Origin of the sequence: Amycolatopsis sp. cg13, assembly GCF_041346965.1 — a bacterium.
Classification (GTDB): Bacteria; Actinomycetota; Actinomycetes; order Mycobacteriales; family Pseudonocardiaceae; genus Amycolatopsis.
In genome coordinates, this window is the sequence record NZ_CP166848.1 from 2,832,813 (window position 1) to 2,857,579 (window position 24,767).

Below are 24,767 nucleotides of genomic sequence, written 5' to 3' on the forward strand. Positions count from 1 at the left end.
TTCCCGCTCCCGATCGAGGGAACGCGAAAGCATTTTGTTAGTCCGATCCGGTGGCCAAAGTGCCGCCCTGGTGAACATCAGCTGACAACGGTTTCGCGCGCCCCTTCGGCGATGCCAGTATCGCCTCCGTGACGACGCTGCGAGCGGTCCGATTCGCCTTCCAGCCGATGTACAGCCTGCACACCGGCGGGGTCGTCGCGTACGAAGCGCTGGCCCGGCCGGGCCGGGGCACGGCGCACGAACTGCTCGCCGAGGCCCGCCGCGCGGGCAAGCTCACCGAGGTCGACCTCGGGCTGGCCGCCGCCGCGGTGCGCCAGGAAGCCGAGCGGCCCAGCGCGCTCCCGCTCCATCTCAACCTTTCCGCGCGCACGCTCGCGTCGCCGATGGAGGCGTTCGACGAGCTGATCGCCGAGCTCGGCGCGGCCGGACGGCGCACCCGCGACGTGGTGCTCGAGGTCGGGCCGCCGTTCACGCACCTGCCCACCGGCCGCCTGCTCGACGGCATGCGCGCGCTCACCGAACAGGGCTTCCGGCTCGCGCTCGACGGGCTCGGCCGCGGCGACCTGCCGCTGGCGCTGCTCGCGCAGTCCCCGGTGGACCTGGTGAAACTCGACCGCAGCGTGCTCCGCGGCCTGCCCGGCGATCCGGCGTCGACGGCGGTGGTCGAGGCGCTGCTGCACTTCACGACGCGCACGAACATCCGGCTGGTCGCGACCGGGATCGAGACCGAGTCGCAGCTCGACGCGGCGCAGCACCTCGGCGTCCGGATCGCGCAGGGCAACCTGCTCGCACCGCCCGCCGCGCACCGGTCCGCGCCCGCCGCCGGCGCGGTCGTCCCAGAGGACCGGCGCTCGCCCGCGCCGCCGCAGGCCCCGCGCGTCGGCGATTTCCTGCGCCCGGCCACCACCTTGCCGGTCGACGCTACCTGCGACGACGTCCGCGAGGTGCTCGCCGCCGCGGACGCGCCGAGCGGCGTGGTCGGCGTCGATGCGGACAACCGTCCACAGTGGTCGGTCGACCGGACGCGCTTCCTCGTGACCATCACCGGTCCGTACGGACATGCGTTGCACGCGAAGCGTTCTGCGGCAAGGCTTGCGGACAAACCGCACCTGATCGAGGCGGGCGCGAGCGCGCTGGAGTTCCTGGAACTGGTCACCGACGCCGACTGGGGCCGCACCGGCGACGACGTCGTGGTGGTCGACGCGGCCGGGCATTGTCTCGGCGTGGTGCTGGTGACCGAGGTCGTGCGCGGCGTCGCGGAGGCGAAGGTCGAGGAGGCCGTGACGCTCAGCCCGCTCACCCGGCTGCCGGGCAGCGAAGCGGCGGCGCGCGATGTCGAACGCCGCATCGCCAGCGGGGAGCAGTTCGTGGCGGCTTGGCTGGACGTCGACGCGTTCAAGTCCGTCAACGACAACGCCGGTTTCGCCGCGGGCGACGACCTGATCCGCGCCCTGGGCGAAACCCTCACCGACCTCGCCGGGCGGCTGCCGCGGATGCGCGTGAGCCACGTCGGCGGGGACGATTTCCTGATCGTGTGCGATGTGGACGAGATCGGCACGGTCGCCGCGGCTTTGCTGGACACGCACTGGTCCGCCGAGGGCATGCCGGTCACGGTGTCGCTGGCGACACTCGTGTGCGGGAGCGGCACCATTCCGTCCTATCGGGACGCTTCCCGGCTCCTCGCGCCCCTCAAGAAGCGCGCCAAAGCCGTTCCCGGATCCAGCTGGGTCCTCAGCCGCCCCGGCAGCGACCGCGTCGAGGTGCTGCGCGGCATCGGCCGGGACGTCGCCATCAGCCGGTCGGCGTGACGAAGCCCGACTCGTAAGCCCGGATCACCGCCTGCGTCCGGTCCCGCGCGCCCAGCTTCGACAGCACGTTCCCGACGTGCGTTTTCACCGTCTGCAGCCCCAGGAACAGCTCCGCGGCAATCTCCCCATTGGACAGTCCGGCCGCCATCAGCCGCAACACGTCGCGCTCGCGTTCGGTCAGGAAATCCAAAGGCACCACCGAAAGCGCCGGAGCACGGCGTGCGGCCATCCCCCGGATCGCGGCCGGGAACAGCAGCGAATCCCCTGCCAGCACCGTCCGGATCCCGGCGACGATTTCCTCCGGACGAGCGCGTTTCAGCAGGAATCCGCTGGCCCCGGCGAGCAGCGCGTCGTACACGTAGTCGTCGTTTTCGAAGGTGGTCACCACGATCACCTTCGGCGGTTCGTCCATAGTGGACAGAAGGTGCTCGGTCGCGCGGATTCCGTCCACTGCGGGCATCCGCACGTCCATCAGAACGACGTCCGGCCGCAGCTGCGCGACCAGCCCGGGCACTTCGGCGCCGTCGGAGGCCTCGCCGACCACGGTCAGGTCCGGTTCGCTGTCCACGATCGCGCGCAGCCCGGCCCGGATCAGCCGTTCGTCGTCCACCAGCAGGACTCGCACACTCACCGGTTCCCCCACGGCACCGTCACCACGACCTCCCAGTTTTCGCCGACCGGTCCCGCCGACAGCTTGCCACCCACCAGTTCCGCCCGTTCCGCCATGCCCCGCAGACCGCGTCCGCCGCGGGCGCGCGACGGGCGGGCCGAGCCGAGCGGGTTCGCGACCGCGGCCCGCAACTGCCCGTCCGCGACCGCCAGCGCGACGGTGACCGGCACCTTTCCGGCGTACCGCACCGCGTTGGTGAGGCATTCCTGCAGGATCCGGTACACCTCGCGGGAAACCACCGCTGGCACTGCGCCAATATCGCCCCGCACCTCGTAACGGCAATCCGTGCCGGACTGCTGCGTCACGGTGATCAGCGCGGGCAGGTTGGCGAGACCCGCGTGCGGCGTACGATCGCGGGCTTCGTCGCGGAGGAGGCCGAGCACGTGGTCGAGATCGTCAAGCGCGGTGCGGGCCGATTCCTCGATCGCGGTGAGCGCTTCCTCGGTGAAGCCGGGATCGGTGTGCAACGTCCGCCGCGCGGCACCGGCTTGCAACGTGACCACGGAAAGCGCGTGGCCGACGGAATCGTGGAGTTCGCGCGCGAGCCGGGTGCGTTCGGCGAGCAGATCGGTGCGGCGTTCGAGCTGCGCGATGCGTTCGGCGGCGGACCAGCCGAGCAACCGGGCCGCCGCGCGGCGCAGCAGTCCGCCGACGCCCCACACGACGTAGACCAGCACGACGAACGCCGCCACGAACGCCGCGGGCAGCCACGCCGAAGCCCAGCCGCGCGGAACCGTCAGCTGGAAATCCGGCGTGTCGACAAGCCGACCGGTGAAGACCGCGTTGATCGCGAACCCAAACCCGGCCGGCACCGCGAGCGTGGCGAGTCCGATGACCAGCCCGGACCCGACGTGCAGCACGAACATCACCGCACACCGCAGCCGTCCGCGACCGGGCGCGGGCTGGGCGAGCAGTTCCCGCACCGCCGCCGCCTCCAGCACTCGCACCGCGGGCAGGAACGCGGTCGCGGCCAGCACGGCGACCGTCACGACGAATCCGGCCAGGCTCGCCCATCCGACCGTCGTGGTGAACGGCATCAGCGACGGCATCGCGATCATCGCGAGAAGCAGGTACGGCACGCTGAGCGCCGCGCCGAGGATCAAGTACACCCACCGGCGATAGGTGACCCCGCTGACCAGCGGACGGAAGAAACGCACCCGCCAATCCTGACAGGCGGCCCCGGCGGGCGCCTCCCTCCAGGGCGGGACCCTGGCGCCGATTTTCTGGCACTGTGGATCGCATGCCTCCGGAAGAAAGCGCCGTCATCAACGATTACGACCTGCTGGCCGAGAGCTACACCGCCATGTCGGACACCGAAATCCAGAACGCCTACTACGAACGGCCCGCCGTGCTGGCGCTGGCCGGAGACGTGTCGGGGCGGCGGATTCTCGACGCAGGCTGCGGTGCCGGGCCGCTGACCGTCTCGCTGCGCGAACGCGGTGCCGAGGTGTCCGGATTCGACCTGAGCAGCGGCATGCTCGAGATCGCCCGCCAGCGACTCGGCCCCGATGTGGACCTGCGCGTCGCCGATGTCGCCGAGCCGCTCCCCTACGCGGACAACGCGTTCGACGACGTCGTTGCCTCGCTGGTGCTGCACTACCTGGAGGATTGGGGACCGACGCTCGGCGAATTCCACCGCATCCTCAAGCCCGGCGGACGGCTGATCGTGGTGGTCGACCATCCATTCGCGATCCATATGCTGCAGCGGGAAGCCGGGCAGAAGACGGATTATTCGGCGACTTACGAGTGGACTGAAGACTGGGAGGTCGACGGCCGTACGACGCCGATGAGCTTCTGGAACCGTCCGCTGCACGCGATGACCGACGCGTTCACCGCGGCCGGGTTCCGGATCTCGGTGATCAGCGAGCCGAAACCGGTGCCGGAGGCGGAAAAACTGTTCCCGGAGGACTACCGGATGCTGTGCGTCAGCCCGAGTTTTCTGTTCTTCGTGCTGCACGCGGAGTAGGGGGTCGTGAGTGCTGCGGCCGGTTCTAACCGGCAGCAGCACTCACGAGGTCCGGCGAGGACTTCCCGGCGCGGGCCCGAGTTCGCGGGGGTGTCGTGAGTGTTTATGCCGGTTCTAACCGGCATAAACACTCACGAGTCCTCAGTAGACAGTCGTCGTGACCCGAGTCCCCGCCGCCCGGACCCCGTTGGCCCACAACTGCTGCACCTTCGCCGATTCCTGCGCGTCCGGCTTGGCATTCGTGCAGGAAGTGCCCGGCCCGTGCCCCGACATCAGCTCCGTGCACGGCCCCTCGTAGTGGTCCGGCAGGCCGAGGTTGTGGCCGAGTTCGTGCGCGGCGATGCGGGTCGGGTCGTAGCCCTCGGCGACCTGGCTCGTGTCCAGGTAGACGTCGCCGTTGCCGTGCCCGTCGGTTTGCGTGTACGAACCTCCGCTGTTGACCTCGTGGATCTTCACCGTCGCCTTGCCCTCGTCCTTCACCAGCTGGACGTCGCTCACCGCGGCGTTCCAGTTCGCCGCGCCCTGGTCGATCTGGGCGACGTAGTCGGGCGCGCCCGCCGAGCTGTAGTAGACGGTGGTCGCCGCGGCGGCGGACGCGGCGGGTGCGGTCGCCAGGCCGAAACCCAGCGGAGCGGCGGTCGCCACGGCCAGTGCGGCGATCCGCCGGAACCCTCGTGCGTGCATCGTGTCCTCCGTACGTCATCGAGAAAGCAAGCAACCCTTGTCCGCTCGACGACGTTAGAAGTTCACCACCGGGGCGACTACGTCCGAAAGTAGGACGCTCCCCCGCGAGAGGGAGGTCAGTCCCGCCCCGGCTGGATCCGCCGACACCGTCGCGATGGTGTGCTTTTCGGCATGCAAACGCTGCTGCTCGGCCTTCTCGCCTACGTCGTCGTGCTGTGGCCGCTCGTCGCCGCGGCCCGCAAAGTGCTCGGTGTGCGCGTCGGTCTCGTCCGGGCGCTCGGCGCGGCGCTCGCGGGCTGGCTCGTCGCGGGCACCGTCATCCGGCTGTTCCCGATCGCCGTGCTGACCAACGCCGGGGTCGCGATCGGACTGCTGATCCCACTGGCCGGCAGCGCGCTCGCGGTGACACTGTTAGTCCTTTTTGTCGCCGAACTCGCGGTTCCGTCCGGCGGGCCGGGCTTGTTCGCCCGGATGCGGTCGCTGCGATCCCGCGCGGCCCGCGCCCGTCGCTACTCGCGGATCATGCGCATCGCGATCCGCCACGGTCTCGGTTCGTTCCTCACCGGCCGCCGCACCGCAGGCCCCGACGGCTCCGCGAAGCTCGCGCGGTCGCTTCGGCTGGCGCTCGAAGAAGCGGGCGTGACGTTCGTGAAGCTCGGCCAGTTGCTCTCGACCCGCGCGGATCTCCTGCCGCCGGTGTACATCCGCGAACTCAGCCGGCTGCACGATCAGGTCCCGCCCGCGCCCGAAGACGAGGTGCGCGCGTTGCTGCGCGAGGAAATCGACCTCACCGCCTTCGCCCACATCGACGACGAACCCCTTGCCGCGGCGTCGATCGCGCAGGTTTACGGCGCTCGGCTGCGGTCCGGCACCGAGGTCGTCGTGAAGGTGCAGCGGCCCGGGATCCGCGAACAGGTGGAACGCGACATCGACATCGTCCGCCGCCTCGCCGCCGTGCTGTACGAACGCGCCGGCTGGGCGCGCTCGCTCGGTGTGCTGGAACTGGCCGACGGATTCGCCGAATCCCTTGAGGACGAACTCGATTTCCGCACCGAAGCCTCGAACATCGACGCCATCGCCGCGCATCCGGTCCCCGGCGTCACGCTGCCGACTGTCCACAAAGCACTGTCCACTGAGCGCGTTCTGGTGATGCGACGGCTCGACGGCAAACCGCTCGCCACCGGTTCCGCACATTCCCGCGAGGAACTCGCCCGCACCTTCCTGCGCGGCCTGCTCGACCAGGTTCTGCTCGGCGGGGTGTTCCACGCGGATCCGCACCCCGGCAACGTTTTGCTGCTCGAAGACGGCACCCTCGGCCTGCTCGACTTCGGCTCCGTCGGCCGCCTCGACACCGGACTGCGCGCCGGCCTGCAAGCCCTGCTGCCCGCCATCGACCGAGGCGACCCGGCCGGTGTCCGCGACGGGCTGCTGGAGATCGTCGACCGTCCGGACGATCTCGACGAGCAACGCCTGGAACGCGCGCTGGGTGCCCTGCTCGCCCGGCACTTCGGACCCGGCCGGAGCGCCGGCCTCGACCTGTTCACCGGCCTGTTCCGCGTGATCGCCGAATTCCGGCTGGCCGTACCGCCGCCGATCGCCGCCGTGTTCCGCGCGTTGGCGACGATGGAAGGCACCCTCGCGACGCTGGCCCCGGACTTCGACCTGGTCGCCGAATCCCGCGCGTTCGCCACCGAACGCATCGGCCTGCGCCCGGAAACCCTGCACCGCACCGTCACCGACGAATTCACCGCCCTGCTGCCGGTGCTCCGCCGCCTGCCCCGCCGCGTCGACCGGATCGGCGCGGCGCTGGAAGAAGGCAGGCTGTCGGTGAACATGCGGCTGTTCTCCGACGAACGCGACCGCGACCTGGTGACCGGCCTCGTGCACGAGGTCCTGCTGGCGCTGGTCGGCATCGCGACCGGGCTCATGGCCGTGCTGCTGCTGTCCAGTTCGAGCGGCCCACAGCTGGTGCCCGGGCTGACGCTGAACCACGTGTTCGGCTACAACCTGCTGATGATCAGCGCACTGGCGGGGCTGCGGCTGCTTTTCGTCGTCTTCCGGCGCTCCGGACGACAGTCACGAGCAGGCCGGCGAACCCGATGAGGAATACGCCCGCCCCGGCACCGGCGGTAATCCGGCTGGTGATGGGGCCGCGATCCGGCTCGGTCGTACCGGGCAGTCCGGCGTCGGTGAACGCGGTGGTCGCCGGGAATTCCTTGACCCAGAACAGGGTTCCGGTCGCCGCGACAACTCCGTACACTTGGGACAGCGGCACCGCTCCGGCACCGGGATTGTTGGCGCGCCACCGGGAGTCGTCCGCGATGTCCCGCTGGTCCCCCGCCAGGAACACCGTGCCCTGCGGCACTTTCGCGTAAAAGGTCGTCTGCTCGCCGACCGCGTAAGGTTCGACGATCGACTTGCCGTTCACCTTGATCCGGCGATCGTAGTCGCAGCACTCGACCACATCGCCGCCGACCGCGATCACGCGTTGCAGGAACATCCCGCGCCGCCCGTCGCCGAACGCGCTCGCGTTGAACACGACGACGTCGCCGCGGTGGATCTCCTGGCCTTCGCGCAGCCCGAAGACGATCCGCTCGCCCGCGGCGACGGTGTGTGCCATCCCGCCGCCGGACGCGGTCAGCGAGCGGTAGCTGAACACCTTGAGGAGCCCGGTCGCCGCCAAGACCGCGCCCGCGACCGTGAGCACGGCGAAGATCGCGAGCAACCAGGGAAACCGGCGCGGCGCACGCACGGCCGGAGGCGGAACAGCAGGAAAGCCTTCTGTCACGAGACGATCATCGGAACAATCCCGACAGTCGTTACCCCGCCGGAAGCCACCCCGGCCCAGCAGCCTCCCGGCGCCGTTTCCTGCTCCGGCGCACGCCCGTCACCACCGCGCCCAGGAATCCGGTCAAGAACGCCCCCGCGCCCGCTCCGACGAACACCCGCCCCAGGAACGGCCCTTGATCCACCTCAGGCGCGCCGGGCAATCCCGCGGCGGTGAACGCCGTCGTCGGCGGCAGCGTGCGCACCCACCACCGGTTCGGCCCGGTGGCGACGACTACCCCGTACACCTCGGACACCGGCACTGAGCCGCTCATTCCGGTGGCCTCCTCGTTCCGGGAGTCCCAGCTGACATCGCGCCGATCACCGGCCAGGAAGACCGCGTCCTTCGGGACGAGCGCGCGGAACACGGGTCCGTCGCCGTTCGCGTAGGGCTCGTCGACAGACTTGCCGTTCACCACGATCCGGCGCTTCTCGTCGCAGCAGCGCACGTCGTCGCCGCCCACGCCGATCACCCGGCCCAGCAACAGGTAAGCCCGGTTGCCCTGGTGCGCGGGCATGCGCGCCAGCACGACGTCGCCGCGGTGGTAGACCTGCCCGTCCCGCTTGCCGAGCACGAGCGCCGTCCCGGCGGGCACGGCGGGCGCCATCGCGTTCGTCGGCATTCTCGCCAAGCGATAGCTGAACACCGTCACCAGCCCGTACCCGCATCCCGCCACCCCGGCCAGCGCGAGCACTACGAACAGCGCCAGCACGGCCGAAAACCGGCGAGGGGCGCGGGAAACCGGCGGCGGGGCCGGAAAACCGTCGATCACCTCGCGAGGATCGGCGAGCGCCGCGGATCCGTTACGCGGCCCCGGATCCTCCGGGCGGATTGTGCCGCTCTGTCCATAATGGACGGCCAAACTCATCCGCCGCCGTATAGGTCGTTATACGGCGGTCACCCCCTGAGGATCGAATTAAGCGGCCGCCCGACGTCTCCGTACGCGGGCATCAGGCCGGGACTCACCGTGAACGCGACCGTCCCGGCCAGCGCCACCACCACCGTGAGCCCGCCCAGCAGCGCACCTGTGCGGGCCAGGTCGCCGCCCGGCCGTTTCGCTCCGCCGAGCCGCCCCAGCACCACCGCCAGCACCCCGGCCAGCAGCGCCGCGAACCACAGCGCGCCCAGCACCAGGACGAACACCTCGGCCACGAGCGGGTAGACGCCGCTCACGAGGAGCCGGGGCCGGACCAGCAGCCAGGCCAGCCAGGTGAGCACCGCGAGCGAGAGGCTCACCGCGGCCACGGACACCGCTCCCACGGCCAGGCCGCGGCTGGGTCTTTCTTCGGCTTCGGACACGGATTCGGAGTCAGGTTCGGTCATTGACCAGTAATAGCACCCGGCCCCGACAGAATCCGGCGTTCCGCCCGGCAGCGCCCGAACGCACCAATCCGGGATACGCCGAAGGCCGCCCCCGGAGAACCGGGAGCGGCCTTCGAAAAAGCGAACCTCAGACCGTGAAACCGAGCGCCCGCAGCTGCTCGCGGCCGTCGTCGGTGATCTTCTCCGGGCCCCACGGCGGCATCCAGACCCAGTTGATCCGGAAGTCGTTCACGAGACCGCCGGACGTCAGCGCCGCCGACGTCTGGTCCTCGATCACGTCGGTCAGCGGGCAGGCCGCCGACGTGAGCGTCATGTCGATCGTCGCGGTGTTGTCGGTCTCGACCCGGATGTCGTAGACCAGGCCGAGGTCCACGACGTTGATCCCGAGTTCGGGGTCGACGACGTCGCGCATCGCTTCCTCGACGTCCTCGATCTTGGCGATGTCGGCGGGGACGGCGGCGGACTGCTCGGGCAGGTCCGCGGCGGTGCGCCCCTCGCGCGGGTCGGTGGCCGTCTCTTCGCTCATGCCTTCTCAGCTCCTGTGGTGGTGCTGGACACCGCGTCCTTGAACGCCATCCAGCCGAGCAGGGCGCACTTCACGCGCGCCGGGTACTTCGCGACGCCGGCGAACGCGACGCCGTCCTCCAGTACGTCCTCGTCCGGTTCGACCTTGCCCTTGCCCTGCATCAGTTCCACGAACGCGTCCATGGTCGTGAACGCCTCGTCGACCGTGTGCCCGACGACCAGGTCGGTCAGCACCGACGCGGAAGCCTGGCTGATCGAGCAGCCCTGCCCGTCGTAGGACACGTCCTCGACTTTGCCGTCGCTGACCTTCACCCGCAAGGTGATCTCGTCGCCGCAGGTCGGGTTGACCTGGAACGACTCCGCGTCGAACGGATCGCGCAGGCCGCGCCCGTGCGGGTTCTTGTAGTGGTCCAGGATGATCTCCTGGTACATGCTCTCCAGGTTCACTGGTCCACCCCGAAGAACTTCTGCGCCTCGCGGATCCCGGCGACCAGAGCGTCCACTTCGGACAGCGTGTTGTACAGGTAGAAGCTCGCCCGCACGGTCGCGGGCACCGAACAAGCCCGGTGCAGCGGCCACGCGCAGTGGTGTCCCACCCGCACCGCGATGCCGAGGCTGTCGAGCACCTGCCCGGCGTCGTGCGGGTGCACGCCGTCGATCACGAACGCGACAGTCGCGCCGCGGTCCTCCAGGTCGGTCGGCCCGACGATGCGCACGCCCGGGATCGCGCTGATGCCCGCGATCGCGGCCGCGGCCAGCTCGTGCTCGTGCGCCGCGACGCGGTCCATCCCGATGGCGGACAGGTAGTCCACCGCCGCGCCGAGGCCGATCGCCTGCGACGTCATCGGCACCCCGGCCTCGAACCGCTGCGGCGGCGCGGCGAACGTGGTGCGCTCCATCGTGACCAGCTCGATCATCGAGCCGCCGGTGAGGAACGGCGGCATCGCTTCGAGCAGTTCGGTCCGGCCGTACAGCACGCCGATCCCGGACGGAGCCAGCATCTTGTGCCCGGAGAACACCGCGAAGTCGACGCCGAGCGCGTGGAAGTCCACCGGGAAGTGCGGCACCGACTGGCAGGCGTCGAGGACGGTCAGCGCGCCGACTTCCTTCGCCTTGGCCACCAGCTTGGCCACCGGGTTGACCGTGCCGAGCACGTTGGACTGGTGCGCGAACGCGACCACCTTGGTGCGCGGCGTGATCACACTGTCCAGATCGGACAGATCGAGCCGGCCCTCGGCGGTGACCTTGAACCACTTCAGCGTCGCCCCGGTGCGCTGGCACAACTGCTGCCACGGCACCAGGTTCGCGTGGTGCTCCATCTCGGTGATGACGATTTCGTCGCCTTCGCCGATCCGGAACCGTTCGGACTCCGGACCGGCCGTGGCGGCGTTGCTCATCGCGTACGCCACGAGGTTGATGCCCTCGGTCGCGTTCTTGGTGAACACCAGCTCTTCCGGGTCCGCGCCGACGAATTCCGCGGTCTTGGCGCGCGCGGATTCGTAGGCGTCGGTGGCCTCTTCGGACAGCTGGTGGGCACCGCGGTGCACGGCCGAGTTCGACGTGAACACGTACCGCCGTTCCGCGTCGAGCACCTGCACCGGCCGTTGCGAGGTCGCTCCGGAGTCCAGGTACACCAAGGGTTTCCCGTCGCGCACGGTGCGCGTCAGGATCGGGAAGTCGGCACGCAGTGCCGCCACGTCAAGGGGAACAGAGTTGGTCGGGCTGTTCGAAGCCGTGGTGGTCATCGAGCCAACTCCTCTCTCTCGGTGTCGTCGGGAACGGGGCGCGGGGAACGTCAGGCCTTGGCCGGCTCGGGAGAGCCGACGTACTTGACGTAGCCGTTCTCCTCCAGCTCGTCGGCCAGTTCGCGGCCGCCGGACTCGACGATCTTGCCGTCGGCGAAGACGTGCACGAAGTCCGGGGTGATGTGCCGCAGGATGCGGGTGTAGTGCGTGATCAGCATGACGCCGACCTCGTTGCCCGCCTTGTACTCGTTGACGCCCTCGGACACGACGCGCAGCGCGTCGACGTCCAGGCCGGAGTCGGTCTCGTCGAGGATGGCGAACTTCGGCTTGAGCAGCGCCAGCTGCAGGATCTCGTGGCGCTTCTTCTCGCCGCCGGAGAAGCCCTCGTTCACCGAGCGCTCGGCGAACTCCTGGGAGATGCCGAGCTTGCCCATCTCCTCCTTGACCTCCTTGACCCAGTGGCGAAGCTTGGGAGCCTCGCCGCGGACCGAGGTGGCCGCGGTGCGCAGGAAGTTCGACATCGAGACGCCGGGCACCTCGACCGGGTACTGCATGGCGAGGAAGAGGCCGGCGCGGGCGCGCTCGTCGACGCTCATCTCGAGCACGTTCTCGCCGTCCAGCAGCACCTCGCCGGAGGTCACCTCGTACTTCGGGTGGCCGGCGATCGCGTAGGACAGGGTGGACTTGCCGGAGCCGTTCGGGCCCATGATCGCGTGCGTCTCGCCGGACCGGATGGTCAGGTTGACGCCCTTGAGGATCTCCTTGGCGCCCTCGTCGGTGGTCACCGACGCGTGCAGGTCCTTGATTTCCAGGGTAGCCATCTGCTGTTTCCTAAAGAGTCTGAAGTGGACGGACGGGCTCAGGCGCCCACGGCTTCGAGTTCGGCCTCGATCGCGGCTTCGAGGCGCTCGCGCACCTCGGGCACGCCGATGCGGACCAGGATCTCGTGGAAGAACCCGCGCACGACCAGCCGCCGCGCGGCCTCCTCGCCGATCCCGCGCGACTGGAGGTAAAACAACTGCTCGTCGTCGAACCTTCCCGTGGCGCTCGCGTGGCCCGCGCCCTCGATCTCGCCGGTCTCGATCTCGAGGTTCGGCACCGAGTCGGCGCGCGCGCCGGGGGTGAGCACGAGGTTGCGGTTCAGCTCGTAGGTGTCGGTGGCCTCGGCGGCCGCCCGGATCAGCACGTCGCCGATCCACACCGCGTGCGCGCCTTCGCCCTGCAGCGCGCCCTTGTACATCACGCGCGACTTGCAGTTGGGCACCGCGTGGTCCACGAACAGCCGGTGCTCCTGGTGCTGGCCGGCGTCGGAGAAGTAGACGCCCAGCATGTCCACGTCGCCGCCGCGGTCGGCGAAGGTCGCCGTCGGCGAGATGCGGACCAGGTCGCCGCCGAGGGTGACGACAGTGTGGTTGAGCGTCGCGTCGCGGCCCAGGCGCAGGTGCTGCTCGGACACGTGCACCGCGTCGTCGGCCCAGTCCTGGACGCTGACCACGGTGATCTTGGCCGAGTCGCCGATGACGAACTCGACGTTGTCCGCGTAGGTGCCGGAGCCGACGTGGTCGAGCACGATCACCGCGTTGGCGAACGCCTCGGCGCGCACCTGCAGGTGACCGTAGGCGACCTTGCCCTCGCCGGGACCGTGGATGCGCAGCACCGACGGCTTCGACGCCTCGGTCTCCTTCGGCACCGTGACGATCGTGGCCTTGGCGAAGGACGAGTACGCCTGCGCCGCGATGCGGTCGCTCGGCACGCCCGCCTCGCCGAGGCGCGCGTCGTCGCGGCCGACGGTCTCGATCTTCAGCTCGGGCGCGGCCTCGGTCTCCAGCGTGATCTCGCCGGAGGCGACGGCGGAACCGTCGTGCAGGCCGCGCAGGCGCTTCATCGGGGTGAAGCGCCAGTTCTCCTCACGACCGCCGGGGACCTCGAAGGCCTCGACGTCGTAAGAAGTGAAGCGCTCCGCGCGGGAGGCCGCCGGAACGACGGCCCCCTCGCGGATGGCTTCGGAAACGTTGTTCTCTGCCACGGACATTTAGCCGACGGACCCTTCCATCTGCAGCTCGATCAGGCGGTTCAGCTCGAGCGCGTACTCCATCGGCAGCTCGCGCGCGATGGGCTCGACGAACCCGCGCACGATCATCGCCATCGCCTCGGCCTCGTCGAGGCCGCGCGACATCAGGTAGAACAGCTGCTCTTCGCTGACCTTGGACACGGTGGCCTCGTGGCCCATGGACACCTCGTCGTTGCGGATGTCCACGTACGGATACGTGTCCGACCGGGAGATGGTGTCCACCAGCAGGGCGTCGCAGACCACGCTGGAGCGCGAGTGGTGCGCCCGCTTCGCGACCTTGACCAGGCCGCGGTAGGAGGTCCGGCCGCCGCCGCGCGCGACCGACTTCGACACGATGGTCGAGGACGTGTGCGGCGCGAGGTGCTCCATCTTGGCCCCGGCGTCCTGGTGCTGGCCCTCGCCCGCGAACGCGACCGAGAGGACCTCGCCCTTGGCGTGCTCGCCCATGAGGAAGACCGACGGGTACTTCATGGTCACCTTGGAGCCGATGTTGCCGTCGACCCACTCCATGGTCGCGCCCTCTTCGCACTTGGCGCGCTTGGTGACCAGGTTGTAGACGTTGTTCGACCAGTTCTGGATCGTCGTGTAGCGGCAGCGGGCGCCCTTCTTCACGATGATCTCGACGACCGCGGAGTGCAGCGAGTCCGACTGGTAGATCGGCGCGGTGCAGCCCTCGACGTAGTGGACGTAGGCGTCCTCGTCGACGATGATCAGCGTCCGCTCGAACTGGCCCATGTTCTCGGTGTTGATCCGGAAGTAGGCCTGCAGCGGGATGTCGACGTGCACGCCCTTCGGCACGTAGATGAACGAGCCGCCGGACCACACCGCGGTGTTCAGCGCGGAGAACTTGTTGTCGCCCGCGGGGATCACGGAGCCGAAGTACTCCTGGAAGATCTCCGGGTGCTCCTTGAGCGCGGTGTCGGTGTCCAGGAAGAGGACGCCCTGCTCCTCCAGGTCCTCGCGGATCTGGTGGTAGACGACCTCGGACTCGTACTGCGCGGCGACGCCGGCCACGAGGCGCTGCTTCTCCGCCTCGGGGATGCCCAGCTTGTCGTAGGTGTTCTTGATGTCCTCGGGCAGGTCTTCCCAGCTGGCCGCCTGCTTCTCGGTGGACCGCACGAAGTACTTGATGTTGTCGAAGTCGATCCCCGAGAGGTCGGCGCCCCAGTTCGGCATCGGCTTGAGGTCGAACAGCTTGAGCGCCTTCAATCGGGCGTCGCGCATCCACTCGGGCTCGGACTTCTTCGCGGAGATGTCGAGAACGACATCCTCGTTCAGGCCGCGGCGGGCGCTGGCGCCAGCCTCGTCGGAGTCCGCCCAGCCGAAGGCGTAGTTGCCAAGGGACGCGATGGTCTCTTCCTGGCTCAACGGCTCGGTGGTGGGAGTGCGCTGCTCGGCAGCGGCAGTCATGCGGGTTTCCCTCCATTCGGGATCCGTGGTGCGTGCCCTTCGGGCGGCGCGGCCGCGTCTCCGGGCGTCGTGCGGTCCGGCTCGGGATGGGCCGGGATACCCGCCGGTCCGGCGGGTACGTGTGTGGTGCACGCGTTGTCTCCGCGCGCGATGGTCGCCAGCCGCTGGACGTGGGTGCCCAGCAGCTTCGCGAACGCTTCCGTTTCGGCCTCGCACAGCTGCGGGAATTCCGCGGCCACGTGCGCGACCGGGCAGTGGTGCTGGCACAGCTGGGCGCCGACGTTCGCGGCTTGGGCTCCCGCGCCCACCTGGCGGGTCGAGGCAGCGTAGCCTTCCCTGCTCAGCGCGGTGGCGAGGGCCTCGGCGCGCTCGACCGGATCAGCCGATCCGGTGATCGCCTGCCGGTGCGGCCCGACGAGCCCTTCGACCCGGCGCTCGGCGAACGCGCGCACCGCGTCCGGTCCGGCGTGCTCGGCGAGGAAGCGGATGGCCGAGACCGCGAGGTCGTCGTAGGCGTGCCCGAACCGGGCCCGGCCCGCTTCGGTGAGCAGGAACAGCTTGGCCGGGCGGCCGCGTCCGCGCGGGCCCTTGCGCGGGGCGTCGCGGGTCTCGGCCTCGCCGTCGGCCTGCAGCGCGTCGAGGTGGCGGCGGATCGCCGTCGGGCTGATGCCGAGCTGCTCCGCGACCACCACGGCGGTCATCGGGCCCTGCTCCAGCAGCAGCCGGGCGACCTCGTGCCGAGTACGGCCCTCGGCGACGTTCACCGCGCTGACCTGCACGGGAACGCCGACGGCCGCGGCGCGCGGCTGCTCGCCGCGCCCCTCGCCAGTGCTCCCGGTCTTTTTCACAACACAAGTGTGTCTTATTTCCGGCCAGCGGGCAAAGGCGGGGTGTCGGGCAGTGACCCGACTCACCTCCGGGCGCGCCTCGCCGCAGCAGCGCCCGGCCCCAGGTCCGTGAGGGGAACCCTGAGGGAATCAGATTCCCTCAGGGTTCCCCTCACGGACGGCCGACTCTCCCGTCGGCCGAGACTGCGGGGCCGCCTCGAGCCCTGGGCACCGGGAATCCGATTCCCTCAAGGAGCCCTTCACGGACCAACGGGAGCAATCCCGGCACCGGGGACCGAACGGCTCGATACACCCCTCGAACCGGAGTCGATACGCTTCCGGGCGTGGCAGTCGGCGAACACCCGGACCAGCGGGCACCGGAACCGGACTTATCCGGCCAACCGGGCAGCACTGACGGTGCCGACGGCGCCGTGGCCGCTCCCCCGGCCCCCGAAGCCGCGCCGTCCCCGGTCGGCCCGCGCCGCACCGATCCGCTGAACGCCGCCGAGACCCGCGGCCTCGACGTGGTCCGCCGTTTCGGGACGGTCGGTTCGCTGTTCCTCGCGCTCGGCTCGCTCGGGGCCGGGGCCGCGCCGGTGATCAACCCGGTGCAGGACCTGCCGGTGCTGCGGCTGTTCATCCGGATCCCGACGGTCTCGCTCGCGATCGCCTTCTCCGGCATGGGCATCCTGGTGCTGAGCTGGCTCATGCTCGCCCGGTTCGCCCGTCCGGCGAGCGCGCGGCTGGCCACCAGCGGGCAACTCGCCCGCACCGTCGCGATGTGGGTCGCGCCGCTGCTGCTGATCCCGCCGCTGTTCTCCCGCGACGTCTACAGCTACCTCGCGCAGAGCGAGATCGTGCACCGCGGCATGGACCCCTACCAGCTGGGCCCGGCGCAGGCGCTCGGCGTCGCCGATCCGCTCACCGCGGGCGTCACCAACATCTGGCGCGAGACCCCCGCCCCGTACGGCCCGCTTTTGCTGCGGCTCGGCGGCTGGCTGGCTCCGGTCGGCGGCAACAACATCGTCGTCGGCGTGCTGCTGCAGCGCGGTCTCGCGATGGTCGGCGTGCTGCTGATCGTGTGGGCGGTGCCGCGGCTCGCCCGGCGGTTCGGCGTGCAGCCGGCCACCGCGCTGTGGCTGGGCGCGGCGAACCCGTTGCTGATCTTCCATTTCGTCGCGGGCGCGCACAACGATTCGCTGGCCATCGGGCTCATGGTCGCCGGACTGGAGATCGGCATCCGGCGGCTCCCAGTGCGGGTGAAGGGCGACAGTCCGCCGCCCTTGGCGAAGGGCGAACTCCTCTTCATCGCGCTCGGCGTCGTCATCATCACGATCGGCGCCACGGTGAAAATCCCGGCTGTGCTGGCGTTGCCGTTCCTTTCGGTGATGGTCGCGCGCAGATGGCACGGGCGGCTGAAAGACCTGGTGTGGGCGGGCGCGCCGATGGCGGTGCTGTTCGGCGTGGTCCTGACCGCGATCTGCGTCGGCACCGGGCTGGGCTTCGGCTGGATCGGCGCGACGGCGAGCACGCCGGGGCTGGTGCGGTCGTTCATCTCCCCCACCGCGGAGGTCGCGAACCTCGGCGGCGTCCTCGGCATCACGCTCGGGCTCGGCAACCACACCGACGCGCTGGTGCCGATCCTCGGCACGCTCGGCAACGTGATCACCGCGGCGGTCACGATCAAATTCCTGTGGGCCAGCTTCAAATGGCGCTACCGGCCGATCATCGGGCTCGGCGTCTCGCTGGGCGCGGCGATGATCCTGCAGATCAACCTCCAGCCGTGGTACCTGCTGTGGGCGGTGATCCCGCTCGCCGCGGCGGCCGGGACGTCGCGGTTCCGGGTGGTCGCCACGGTCATCAGCGCCGGGCTGCCGTTCCTGCTCCCGCCAACCGGCGGCACCTTCGACGGCCGCTCGTACGTCCTGCCGTGGGCCTACGGCGCGGCCGCTCTGGTGACCCTCGGCGGCCTCGCGATCGTGTACCGGGTTTCGCCGCTGCTGTTGTCCAGGACACCTCCGGCGTCCCCAGCACCGCGCGCGCCCGCCGACGTCGTATCGTGATTCGTTGTGGACAACCCCGCCGTCGAGATCTCCGGCTTGGCGAAAAGCTACGGCTCCACCACCGCGGTCGACGGCATCGACCTGCGCATGGAGCGTGGTTCCCTGCTGGCCCTGCTCGGGCCGAACGGCGCCGGAAAAACGACCACTGTCGAGATTTGCGAGGGTTTCCGCAGACCTGACGCGGGCCGGGTGCGCGTGCTCGGCCTCGACCCCGTCGCGGACAGTTCCCGGCTCCGCCCGCGCGTCGGCATCATGCCCCAAGGCGGCGGCGCGTACCCGGGCGTGCGCGCGGAGGAAATGCTGCGGCTAGTGGCTTCCTGCGCGGCGAACCCGCACGATCCGGCGTGGCTGCTCGACGTGCTCGGGCTGGCCGGCGCGAAGCGGACGCCGTTCAAACGGCTCTCCGGCGGGCAGCAGCAACGGCTTTCCCTGGCGTGCGCGCTGGTCGGCCGTCCGGAGCTGGTGTTCCTGGACGAACCCACCGCCGGGATGGACCCGCAGGCGCGGCGGCTGGTCTGGGACCTGCTCGCGGCGCTGCGCGCGGACGGCGTGAGCGTCCTGCTCACCACCCACCTCATGGAGGAAGCGGAAACGCTGGCCGACCAGGTGGTGATCGTGGACCACGGCAAGGTCGTCGTCGAGGGCACGCCGCATTCGCTGACTCTGGAGGCGGGCGACGCGGCGCAGCTGCGGTTCCGCGCCCGCACGAAGCTCGACACGACGCTGCTCGCGGCCGCGCTGCCGGAGGGGTACCGGGTCAGCGAAACCGCGCCCGGTTCGTACCTGGTGGAGGGCGCGGTCGACCCGCAGGTGGTCTCCGCGGTCACCGCCTGGTGCGCGCAACAGGGCGTCCTGCCCGAACAACTGCAAGTCGGACGTCGGACGCTCGAAGAAGTGTTCCTCGAACTCACCGGACGGGAGCTGCGCGCATGAGTTCTCCGTTCCCCGCAGGGACTTTCGCCCCCGCGCCCGGCCGCGGCTCGCTCGGCAAGATGCTGCGCACGCACGCGCGCGTCGAGGCCGCGCTGACCCTGCGGCACGGCGAGCAGCTGCTGCTCACCCTGATCATTCCGCTCGCGCTGCTGATCGGCCTGAGCTCGCTGGACATCCTGCCCGCGAGCCAGCTCGGCTCGACGTCCAAAGTGGACTGGATGACGCCGAGGATTCTCGCGCTGGCGGTCATGTCGTCGGCCTTCACCGGCCAGGCGATCGCGCTCGGCTTCGACCGCCGCTACGGCGTGCTGAAGCGGCTTTCGGCGACGGCGCTGCCGCGCTGGCTGCTCGTGGCCGGACGAGTCGTGGCGGCGCTGGTCGTCGTGGCGCTGCAGTCCGTGGTGCTCGGCGTGGTGGCGGCTTTCCTGGGCTGGTCGCCGTCGGCCGCCGGGATCGGCTCCGCGGTGGTGCTGCTGGTCCTGGGGACGCTGGCTTTCGGCGCACTGGGCGTGCTGCTGGGTGGCGCGTTGCGGGCGGAAGCGGTGCTGGCGCTCGCGAACATCGTGTGGTTCGTGCTGCTGCTCGCCGGCGGGATTCTGCTGGCTCCGTCGGCGCTGCCGTCCGGGGTCGGGGTGATCGTTTCGCTGCTGCCGTCGGGCGCGCTGGCGGAAGGCATGCGCGCGGCGCTGGTGGACGGCCAGTTCCCGCTCGGCCCGGCGGCGGTGCTGGTGGCGTGGGCCGCGGTGGCCGGAGTGCTGGCGACGCGGACTACGAAACTCACCTGAATCCCACCTCCAATTACGGATCACCGCGCGGAAAACAGGCCGCTAATGTGACCGCCGCCGCACCCGATTCCTTGCGCACGCTGGCGATTCCGTGCGGAACAATACCGCCGCGTGAAGGCGGGAAAACGCGCGCGAGTATTCTTTCCGCGTGTCCCTTCGCAGTTTGATCGCCCGCCTGCCGTATCCGTCCGCCGCGGTCCAGCGCGGCGTCGGGATCGCCGCGGTGGTCACGCAGGCAGGCATCGGCGTCACCGGTTCCGTGGTGCGGGTGACCGGGTCCGGGCTGGGATGCCCGACCTGGCCGCAGTGCGTCGCGGGCAGCCTGGTGCCGGTGCGGCACTCCGGCATCGACGCGGTCACCCAGTGGATCGAGTTCTCGAACCGGATGCTGACCGGCGTCGTGATCGTGGTGGCGGCACTGGCCGTGCTCACCGCGTGGCGGATGCAGATCGACCACCCGGAGCGCAAGCGCCTGGTGAAGCTCGCCTGGACGATGCCCGGCGGCGTCGTGCTGCAGGCGGTCATCGGCGGGCTGACCGTGCTGGCGAAACTGGAATGGTGGACGGTCGCGATCCACTTCCTGGCCTCCACGCCGCTCGTGTGGCTGGCGGTGCTGCTGCTGAAGGCGTTCCGCGAAGGAGACGAACCGGCGCGCCCGCTGGTCCCGAAACTGGGACGGCAGATGCTGGTCCTGCTGACGGTCCTGATGTGGGCAGTCCTGATCGCCGGGACCACGGTCACCGGCGCGGGCCCGCACGGCGGCGACGTGAACACGCATCGCCTCGACGCCCCGATCGAGCAGCTGGCCCGGGTCCACAGCGGGCTGCTGATCGCTTACCTCGTGGTGCTGGGCGTCTTCGGGCTCACGCTGATGCGCGTCGGCGCGCCGAAGAGCGTGTGGCAGCGGTATGCGTGGGTGTGGATTGTCGCGCTGCTGCAGGGGGTTCTGGGAACGGTGCAGTACGCGCTGGGCGTGCCCGAGGCGATGGTGTCGTTCCACGTGCTGGGCTCGGCGCTCGTGATCGTGGTGACGGCGGTGCTGTGGACGGGCACCCGCGACCGCGGGCCGGTGACCTCGCTGGAGCCCGCGGAGAAGCGGGAACTCGCTGCCGCGAACTGACGGCTTCGCACCGTTGGGCATAGCTGGGCAACAGCTCGGCCTCCCCTCCGGCACCGGGCCGCGGCCAACTCGGCACCGCGAACTGACGGTCATCCGGGCGTAACTGCGCGTCGGCCCGGCGGACAGGTCGGCGGCTTACCGTCGTCGCCGACCGGCTTTCCGCAAGCCCCGCACAGCCCGAGGTGCCGCCATGCCGACCGCCCCTGCCCGTCCCGGCAAACCCCTTCTCTCCGGCCGGCGCGGGACCGCCGAGATGATCGTGCTCAAGACGTTCCTCCTCGTGCCGTTCGCCGCGCTGATCGCCGCCGTGCCGCTGGTGTGGGGATGGGGCATCGGCTGGACCGACCTGATCCTCGCGACCGTCTTCTACGTGCTCGCGACGCTCGGCGTCACCGTCGGGTACCACCGCTACTTCACCCACGGCGCCTTCAAAGCGAACCGCCCGCTGCGGATCGCGCTCGCGATCGCGGGGAGCATGGCCGTGCAAGGGTCGGTGATTTTCTGGGTCGCGAGCCATCGCCGCCACCACGCGTTTTCCGACCGTGAGGGCGATCCGCACTCACCGTGGCTCTTCGGCACGTCGCCCGCGGCGCTGTTGCGCGGGTTCTGGCACGCGCACATGGGCTGGATGTTCCAGCGCGAGGTCACCAACGCCGACCGCTTCGCGCCGGATCTCGTCAGCGACCGCGACCTGCGCCTGGTGAACCGGTTCTTCTGGCTGTGGATCACCCTCAGCCTCGCCCTGCCCGCCGCGCTCGGCTGGGCGTTCAGCGGCACCTGGCAGGGCGCGCTGACGGCGTTCTTCTGGGCCGGTCTGGTGCGGATCGCGTTCCTGCACCACGTGACCTGGTCGGTGAACTCGGTGTGCCACCTGATCGGCGACCGCCCGTTCGCGAGCCGCGACCGCGCGGCCAACTTCTGGCCGCTGGCGCTGCTGTCCATGGGCGAGTCGTGGCACAACTCCCACCACGCCGACCCGACCTGCGCCCGGCACGGCGTGCTGCGCGGACAGGTGGACGTCTCGGCGCGGGTGATCTGGGCGTTCGAACGGCTCGGCTGGGCAAGCGACGTCCGGTGGCCCCGGGCGGAACGGTTGGCGGCGAAGCGGCGTCAGGCCGCCGAAGCGAGCTAAGCCAACTGCTGCCGCACCGCGGACGCGAACCGCAACGGCGCACCCGCGTCCGCATGCCGGAACCCCAGCGACGGCTCAGTCAACTCCAGCTCCAGCACCAGCGGCCGACCGTCATCCCCGCGGACCAGATCCACCCGCGCGTACAACAGCTCCGCCCGCAAAATGCCGAGCAACCCGCACGCAGCGTCCAGCGCGTCCTCGGCCACCGCACGCACTTCCGGAGCCGGAACAGCGGCCGCAAGCCGCTCTTCCCGGTACAGCCCAGAAGTGTCCATTGAGGACTCCAGCGACGCGAATTTCGTGAAGGCGTGCGAATAAACGCCGCCGAAGTACGTCACCGCGATCTCGCCCTGAGTGTCCACACTGGACTGATACGGCTGAATCAACCCCGTGCGCCCGTCGTCGTGCAAGGCGCGCAGATGCTGTTCCGCGTCCGCCCCGGCAGAGGAGAACCGGACGGCGTCGCGGCCTCCCGCGCCCACCGAAGGCTTCACCACGAACGGTTTCTTCGGCCAGCGCGGCTTCTCCCCCGGCGGCACGATCTCGACCGGCACCGTCGGCACGCCCGCGTCGAGCAGTTCGCCGAGATACGTCTTGTCGGTGTTCCACCGCACGACCGTGGCCGAGTTGCTCAGCCCGGGCACGTCTTCGCACCAGCTGAGGAATTCCTCCCGGCGCGAGGGGTAATCCCAGGCAGCACGCAACACCACGATGTCCGCCGAAGCGAAGTCCGCGGCTGAATCCCAGGCCGCCCAGCTCACGGTGAATCCGAGGTCCGCGAGCGCGGGCAGCACCGCGGCCTCGTCGCCGTCGCCCTCGGGCAGTTCGGCGCAGCCGACGAAAATCGCCGAGCGGGTCACCGGCCCGCTCGCGGCCCGGCCATCTTGCGCCGGTGCGCGGCACCGATCTTGACCGTCTTCACGGTTTCGCTGTCCCACTCCGCGGCCTCGAGGTCGTCGACCTGCTCGACCAGCGCGTTCCCGGTCTCGACCCCGGCGACCAGCACGTCGCCCATCGCCCCGTCCGGGCCCACGAGCACGACCCGCGCGCCGGCCAGCCCGATGTTCTCGACCACGGCGCGCGACGGTTTTCCGTGCTTCGCCACGAAGTCGCGGGCGGACGCCAGCTGGCGGGCAGTGGGCGCGGTCGGCGTGTTTTCGGTCTCCTCAGCCACGTCCGGAGCTTAACCCGAGACCCCCGCCCCCGCGGCCCGACCGTGTTCTCGGCCATAGTGGACGCCAGACGCGCACATCTCGAGGAGGAACCATGCCGACCGCAGTGCAGGTGACCCGGACCGGCGGCCCGGAAGTGCTGGAACTGGCCGAGATCGAGCCCGGTCCGCCCGGCGCGGGCGAACTGCTGGTCGACCTCGCCGCCGCGGGCGTCAACTACATCGACACCTATCAGCGCCAGGGCATCTACCCGATCGACCTGCCGTTCGTCCTCGGTTCCGAAGGCGCCGGGACGGTCGTGGAGACCGGCGAGGGCGTCACCGAATTCGCCCCCGGCGACCGTGTGACCTGGCAGGGCGTGCTCGGCAGCTACGCCCAGCGCGCGGTGGTCCCGGCCAGCGCCACGGTGAAGGTGCCCGAAGGCGTGTCCGACGAGACGGCTGCGGCCACGATGCTGCAGGGCCTGACGGCGCACTACCTGGTGCGCTCGACCTACGAAGTGCAGGCAGGCGACGACATCCTCGTCCACGCGGCGGCCGGCGGTGTCGGTTTGCTGCTGGTGCAGCTGGCGAAGGCGCGCGGCGCGCGAGTGCTGGCCACGGTGTCCACCGACGAGAAGGCCGAGCTGGCCCGTGGCGCGGGCGCGGACCACGTGATCCGCTACGACCGTGAAGACTTCGCCGCCGCGACCCGCGAGCTGACCAACGGCGAAGGCGTCGCCGCGGTCTACGACGGCGTCGGCAAGAGCACCATCGACGGCAGCCTCGCGAGCCTGAAGATCCGCGGCACGCTGGCGCTGTTCGGCGCGGCCAGCGGCCCGGTGCCGCCGCTCGACCCGCAGCGGCTCAACTCCGGCGGCTCGCTCTTCCTGACCCGCCCGACGCTCGGCCACTACCTGCGCACCCGCGAGGAACTCGACTGGCGCGCCGGAGAACTCTTCGCCGCCGTGCAGGACGGTTCGCTCAACGTCCGGATCGGCGGCCGCTACCCGCTCGCCGACGCCCGCAAGGCCCATGAGGACCTGCAGGGCCGCCGGACGACCGGAAAGCTGCTGCTGATCCCCTGACTCAGCACACCGGCAGCGCGCCGGTCGCGAACACCAGCGAACTGTTCGCGACCGGGCACGACGGCTCGCGCAACGTCCGCGAAGCCAACCAAGACCGGCGAGGACGCCGCACGACCGGAAAGCTCAGCCGACCGAGAGGGCGTCGGTCACGAACACCAGCGTTTCGTTGGGCGCGATGCCGCGTCCGCCGTCCTTGTAGGCGAGGGCGGGCGGGATGATCATCAGCCGCCGCCCGCCCTGCTTGACGCCGACGAGACCCTGATCCCAGCCCTCGATCACCTGACCGGCCCCGAGGTCGAGGCCGAACGGCTCGCCGCGGTCGAACGAGCTGTCCAGCTTCTTCTTGTTCGACCAGGTGACGACCAGGTAGTTCATCGACAGCTTCGACCCGGCGGCCGCGGCCTTGCCGGCACCCTCCGACAGGTCCTTGGTGAGCAGCTTCTTCGGCGGGGCGCAGTCGTCCGGGATGGTGATCGTCGGCGGCTGGCCGAAGTTCCCGGTGGTCTTGATGTCGTCCGCGGTGCACTCGCGGCTCGGGGCCGCCGGGGCCGCGCTGCTGTCGCCGCCGCAGGCCGTGAGGCTGAACGCGGCGACTGCCGCGCACGCGCCGATGACAGCTGTCCTGCCGATGTTCTGCATA

25 protein-coding genes are annotated in these 24,767 nt (G+C 70.2%); 9 read left to right on the forward strand and 16 right to left on the reverse strand.

Translation table 11 applies throughout. The features are described from left to right. Positions 1-128: 128 nt before the first annotated feature. Positions 129-1,808 carry a GGDEF domain-containing protein gene (locus tag AB5I40_RS12745; protein ID WP_370938706.1) on the forward strand — a complete coding sequence of 560 codons (1,680 nt, stop codon included), beginning with the start codon at positions 129-131 and terminating at the stop codon, positions 1,806-1,808. Here the strand turns inward: AB5I40_RS12745 and AB5I40_RS12750 are convergent. Together AB5I40_RS12750 and AB5I40_RS12755 are read right to left on the reverse strand one after the other, a co-directional pair. Beyond that, positions 1,792-2,439: a response regulator gene (locus tag AB5I40_RS12750; protein ID WP_370938707.1), complete on the reverse strand. Its 648-nt coding sequence runs from the start codon at positions 2,437-2,439 to the stop codon at positions 1,792-1,794. The two genes, AB5I40_RS12745 and AB5I40_RS12750, sit on opposite strands and share 17 nt — an antisense overlap. Beyond that, positions 2,436-3,635 carry a sensor histidine kinase gene (locus AB5I40_RS12755; protein WP_370938708.1) on the reverse strand — a complete coding sequence of 400 codons (1,200 nt, stop codon included), beginning with the start codon at positions 3,633-3,635 and terminating at the stop codon, positions 2,436-2,438. Before AB5I40_RS12755 ends, AB5I40_RS12750 begins: the two co-directional genes overlap by 4 nt. An 83-nt stretch (positions 3,636-3,718) precedes the next feature. Between AB5I40_RS12755 and AB5I40_RS12760 the strand changes: the two genes are divergently transcribed. Next, on the forward strand, positions 3,719-4,444 hold the full coding sequence (locus AB5I40_RS12760) for a class I SAM-dependent methyltransferase (RefSeq protein WP_370938709.1): 726 nt from the start codon (positions 3,719-3,721) through the stop codon (positions 4,442-4,444). A gap of 141 nt (positions 4,445-4,585) precedes the next feature. Here the strand turns inward: AB5I40_RS12760 and AB5I40_RS12765 are convergent, their stop codons facing one another. Further along, on the reverse strand, positions 4,586-5,128 hold the full coding sequence (locus AB5I40_RS12765) for a snapalysin family zinc-dependent metalloprotease (protein ID WP_370938710.1): 543 nt from the start codon (positions 5,126-5,128) through the stop codon (positions 4,586-4,588). Positions 5,129-5,299: 171 nt separating this feature from the next. On the opposite strand from AB5I40_RS12765, the gene AB5I40_RS12770 reads away from it, so the two are divergent. Beyond that, positions 5,300-7,231, forward strand: coding sequence for an AarF/UbiB family protein (locus AB5I40_RS12770; protein WP_370938711.1), 1,932 nt, complete (start codon positions 5,300-5,302; stop codon positions 7,229-7,231). Here AB5I40_RS12770 and lepB (AB5I40_RS12775) read toward each other — a convergent pair. The 10 genes from lepB (AB5I40_RS12775) to AB5I40_RS12820 all read right to left on the reverse strand — a co-directional run bounded on the left by lepB (AB5I40_RS12775) (position 7,146) and on the right by AB5I40_RS12820 (position 15,877). After that, on the reverse strand, positions 7,146-7,916 hold the full coding sequence (gene lepB, locus AB5I40_RS12775; RefSeq protein WP_370938712.1) for a signal peptidase I: 771 nt from the start codon (positions 7,914-7,916) through the stop codon (positions 7,146-7,148). The genes AB5I40_RS12770 and lepB (AB5I40_RS12775) overlap by 86 nt on opposite strands. A gap of 31 nt (positions 7,917-7,947) precedes the next feature. Then, positions 7,948-8,823 carry a signal peptidase I gene (lepB, locus tag AB5I40_RS12780; RefSeq protein WP_370938713.1) on the reverse strand — a complete coding sequence of 292 codons (876 nt, stop codon included), beginning with the start codon at positions 8,821-8,823 and terminating at the stop codon, positions 7,948-7,950. A gap of 29 nt (positions 8,824-8,852) precedes the next feature. Further along, positions 8,853-9,278 carry a hypothetical protein gene (locus AB5I40_RS12785; protein WP_370938714.1) on the reverse strand — a complete coding sequence of 142 codons (426 nt, stop codon included), beginning with the start codon at positions 9,276-9,278 and terminating at the stop codon, positions 8,853-8,855. A 127-nt stretch (positions 9,279-9,405) separates the two neighbouring features. Continuing rightward, positions 9,406-9,804: a metal-sulfur cluster assembly factor gene (locus AB5I40_RS12790; protein WP_037814682.1), complete on the reverse strand. Its 399-nt coding sequence runs from the start codon at positions 9,802-9,804 to the stop codon at positions 9,406-9,408. After that, complete coding sequence (gene sufU, locus AB5I40_RS12795) at positions 9,801-10,250, reverse strand: Fe-S cluster assembly sulfur transfer protein SufU (protein ID WP_037814681.1); 450 nt, start codon at positions 10,248-10,250, stop codon at positions 9,801-9,803. The genes AB5I40_RS12790 and sufU overlap by 4 nt, the downstream gene beginning before the upstream one ends. Then, entirely contained in the window at positions 10,247-11,548 is a 1,302-nt protein-coding gene (locus tag AB5I40_RS12800; protein WP_370938715.1) for a cysteine desulfurase, read from the reverse strand. Before AB5I40_RS12800 ends, sufU begins: the two co-directional genes overlap by 4 nt. A 50-nt stretch (positions 11,549-11,598) precedes the next feature. After that, positions 11,599-12,369, reverse strand: coding sequence for a Fe-S cluster assembly ATPase SufC (sufC, locus tag AB5I40_RS12805; protein WP_370938716.1), 771 nt, complete (start codon positions 12,367-12,369; stop codon positions 11,599-11,601). Between the two features lie 38 nt (positions 12,370-12,407). Then, complete coding sequence (gene sufD / locus AB5I40_RS12810) at positions 12,408-13,580, reverse strand: Fe-S cluster assembly protein SufD (RefSeq protein ID WP_370938717.1); 1,173 nt, start codon at positions 13,578-13,580, stop codon at positions 12,408-12,410. Next, positions 13,581-15,029, reverse strand: coding sequence for a Fe-S cluster assembly protein SufB (gene sufB, locus AB5I40_RS12815; protein ID WP_370938718.1), 1,449 nt, complete (start codon positions 15,027-15,029; stop codon positions 13,581-13,583). Continuing rightward, on the reverse strand, positions 15,026-15,877 hold the full coding sequence (locus AB5I40_RS12820) for a helix-turn-helix transcriptional regulator (protein ID WP_370938719.1): 852 nt from the start codon (positions 15,875-15,877) through the stop codon (positions 15,026-15,028). The genes sufB and AB5I40_RS12820 overlap by 4 nt, the downstream gene beginning before the upstream one ends. Before the next feature lie 410 nt (positions 15,878-16,287). On the opposite strand from AB5I40_RS12820, the gene mptB reads away from it, so the two are divergent. The 5 genes from mptB to AB5I40_RS12845 all read left to right on the forward strand — a co-directional run bounded on the left by mptB (position 16,288) and on the right by AB5I40_RS12845 (position 21,889). Beyond that, complete coding sequence (gene mptB, locus AB5I40_RS12825) at positions 16,288-17,919, forward strand: polyprenol phosphomannose-dependent alpha 1,6 mannosyltransferase MptB (protein ID WP_370940504.1); 1,632 nt, start codon at positions 16,288-16,290, stop codon at positions 17,917-17,919. Positions 17,920-17,925: 6 nt separating this feature from the next. Further along, positions 17,926-18,852 (forward strand): ABC transporter ATP-binding protein, encoded by a 927-nt coding sequence (locus tag AB5I40_RS12830; protein WP_370938721.1) that lies wholly within the window; start codon positions 17,926-17,928, stop codon positions 18,850-18,852. After that, a complete protein-coding gene (locus AB5I40_RS12835) occupies positions 18,849-19,637 on the forward strand; it encodes an ABC transporter permease (protein WP_370938722.1) in 789 nt (262 codons plus the stop codon). Before AB5I40_RS12830 ends, AB5I40_RS12835 begins: the two co-directional genes overlap by 4 nt. Positions 19,638-19,785: 148 nt before the next feature. Then, positions 19,786-20,757 carry a heme A synthase gene (locus AB5I40_RS12840; RefSeq protein ID WP_370938723.1) on the forward strand — a complete coding sequence of 324 codons (972 nt, stop codon included), beginning with the start codon at positions 19,786-19,788 and terminating at the stop codon, positions 20,755-20,757. Between the two features lie 190 nt (positions 20,758-20,947). Beyond that, complete coding sequence (locus AB5I40_RS12845; protein ID WP_370938724.1) at positions 20,948-21,889, forward strand: acyl-CoA desaturase; 942 nt, start codon at positions 20,948-20,950, stop codon at positions 21,887-21,889. Here the strand turns inward: AB5I40_RS12845 and AB5I40_RS12850 are convergent. Together AB5I40_RS12850 and AB5I40_RS12855 are read right to left on the reverse strand one after the other, a co-directional pair. Further along, on the reverse strand, positions 21,886-22,749 hold the full coding sequence (locus AB5I40_RS12850; protein ID WP_370938725.1) for a RimK family alpha-L-glutamate ligase: 864 nt from the start codon (positions 22,747-22,749) through the stop codon (positions 21,886-21,888). The two genes, AB5I40_RS12845 and AB5I40_RS12850, sit on opposite strands and share 4 nt — an antisense overlap. Then, entirely contained in the window at positions 22,746-23,063 is a 318-nt protein-coding gene (locus tag AB5I40_RS12855; protein WP_009075903.1) for a hypothetical protein, read from the reverse strand. The genes AB5I40_RS12850 and AB5I40_RS12855 overlap by 4 nt, the downstream gene beginning before the upstream one ends. 92 nt (positions 23,064-23,155) lie before the next feature. Between AB5I40_RS12855 and AB5I40_RS12860 the strand changes: the two genes are divergently transcribed. Then, positions 23,156-24,127: a quinone oxidoreductase gene (locus tag AB5I40_RS12860; protein ID WP_370938727.1), complete on the forward strand. Its 972-nt coding sequence runs from the start codon at positions 23,156-23,158 to the stop codon at positions 24,125-24,127. 123 nt (positions 24,128-24,250) lie between these two features. Here AB5I40_RS12860 and AB5I40_RS12865 read toward each other — a convergent pair whose 3' ends face one another. Then, positions 24,251-24,766 carry an FKBP-type peptidyl-prolyl cis-trans isomerase gene (locus AB5I40_RS12865; RefSeq protein WP_370938728.1) on the reverse strand — a complete coding sequence of 172 codons (516 nt, stop codon included), beginning with the start codon at positions 24,764-24,766 and terminating at the stop codon, positions 24,251-24,253. Between the last annotated feature and the right edge of the window lies 1 nt (position 24,767).

Excerpts from the sequence above, each read along its gene's own strand:
- AB5I40_RS12760 (WP_370938709.1), top strand. The coding sequence starts at position 3,719 with ATGCCTCCGGAAGAAAGCGCCGTCATCAACGATTACGACCTGCTGGCC.
- AB5I40_RS12765 (WP_370938710.1), bottom strand. The coding sequence starts at position 5,128 with ATGCACGCACGAGGGTTCCGGCGGATCGCCGCACTGGCCGTGGCGACC.
- AB5I40_RS12770 (WP_370938711.1), top strand. The coding sequence starts at position 5,300 with ATGCAAACGCTGCTGCTCGGCCTTCTCGCCTACGTCGTCGTGCTGTGG.
- lepB (WP_370938713.1), bottom strand. The coding sequence starts at position 8,823 with ATGAGTTTGGCCGTCCATTATGGACAGAGCGGCACAATCCGCCCGGAG.
- AB5I40_RS12785 (WP_370938714.1), bottom strand. The coding sequence starts at position 9,278 with ATGACCGAACCTGACTCCGAATCCGTGTCCGAAGCCGAAGAAAGACCC.
- AB5I40_RS12790 (WP_037814682.1), bottom strand. The coding sequence starts at position 9,804 with ATGAGCGAAGAGACGGCCACCGACCCGCGCGAGGGGCGCACCGCCGCG.
- AB5I40_RS12800 (WP_370938715.1), bottom strand. The coding sequence starts at position 11,548 with ATGACCACCACGGCTTCGAACAGCCCGACCAACTCTGTTCCCCTTGAC.
- sufC (WP_370938716.1), bottom strand. The coding sequence starts at position 12,369 with ATGGCTACCCTGGAAATCAAGGACCTGCACGCGTCGGTGACCACCGAC.
- sufD (WP_370938717.1), bottom strand. The coding sequence starts at position 13,580 with ATGTCCGTGGCAGAGAACAACGTTTCCGAAGCCATCCGCGAGGGGGCC.
- sufB (WP_370938718.1), bottom strand. The coding sequence starts at position 15,029 with ATGACTGCCGCTGCCGAGCAGCGCACTCCCACCACCGAGCCGTTGAGC.
- AB5I40_RS12835 (WP_370938722.1), top strand. The coding sequence starts at position 18,849 with ATGAGTTCTCCGTTCCCCGCAGGGACTTTCGCCCCCGCGCCCGGCCGC.
- AB5I40_RS12845 (WP_370938724.1), top strand. The coding sequence starts at position 20,948 with ATGCCGACCGCCCCTGCCCGTCCCGGCAAACCCCTTCTCTCCGGCCGG.
- AB5I40_RS12860 (WP_370938727.1), top strand. The coding sequence starts at position 23,156 with ATGCCGACCGCAGTGCAGGTGACCCGGACCGGCGGCCCGGAAGTGCTG.
- AB5I40_RS12865 (WP_370938728.1), bottom strand. The coding sequence starts at position 24,766 with ATGCAGAACATCGGCAGGACAGCTGTCATCGGCGCGTGCGCGGCAGTC.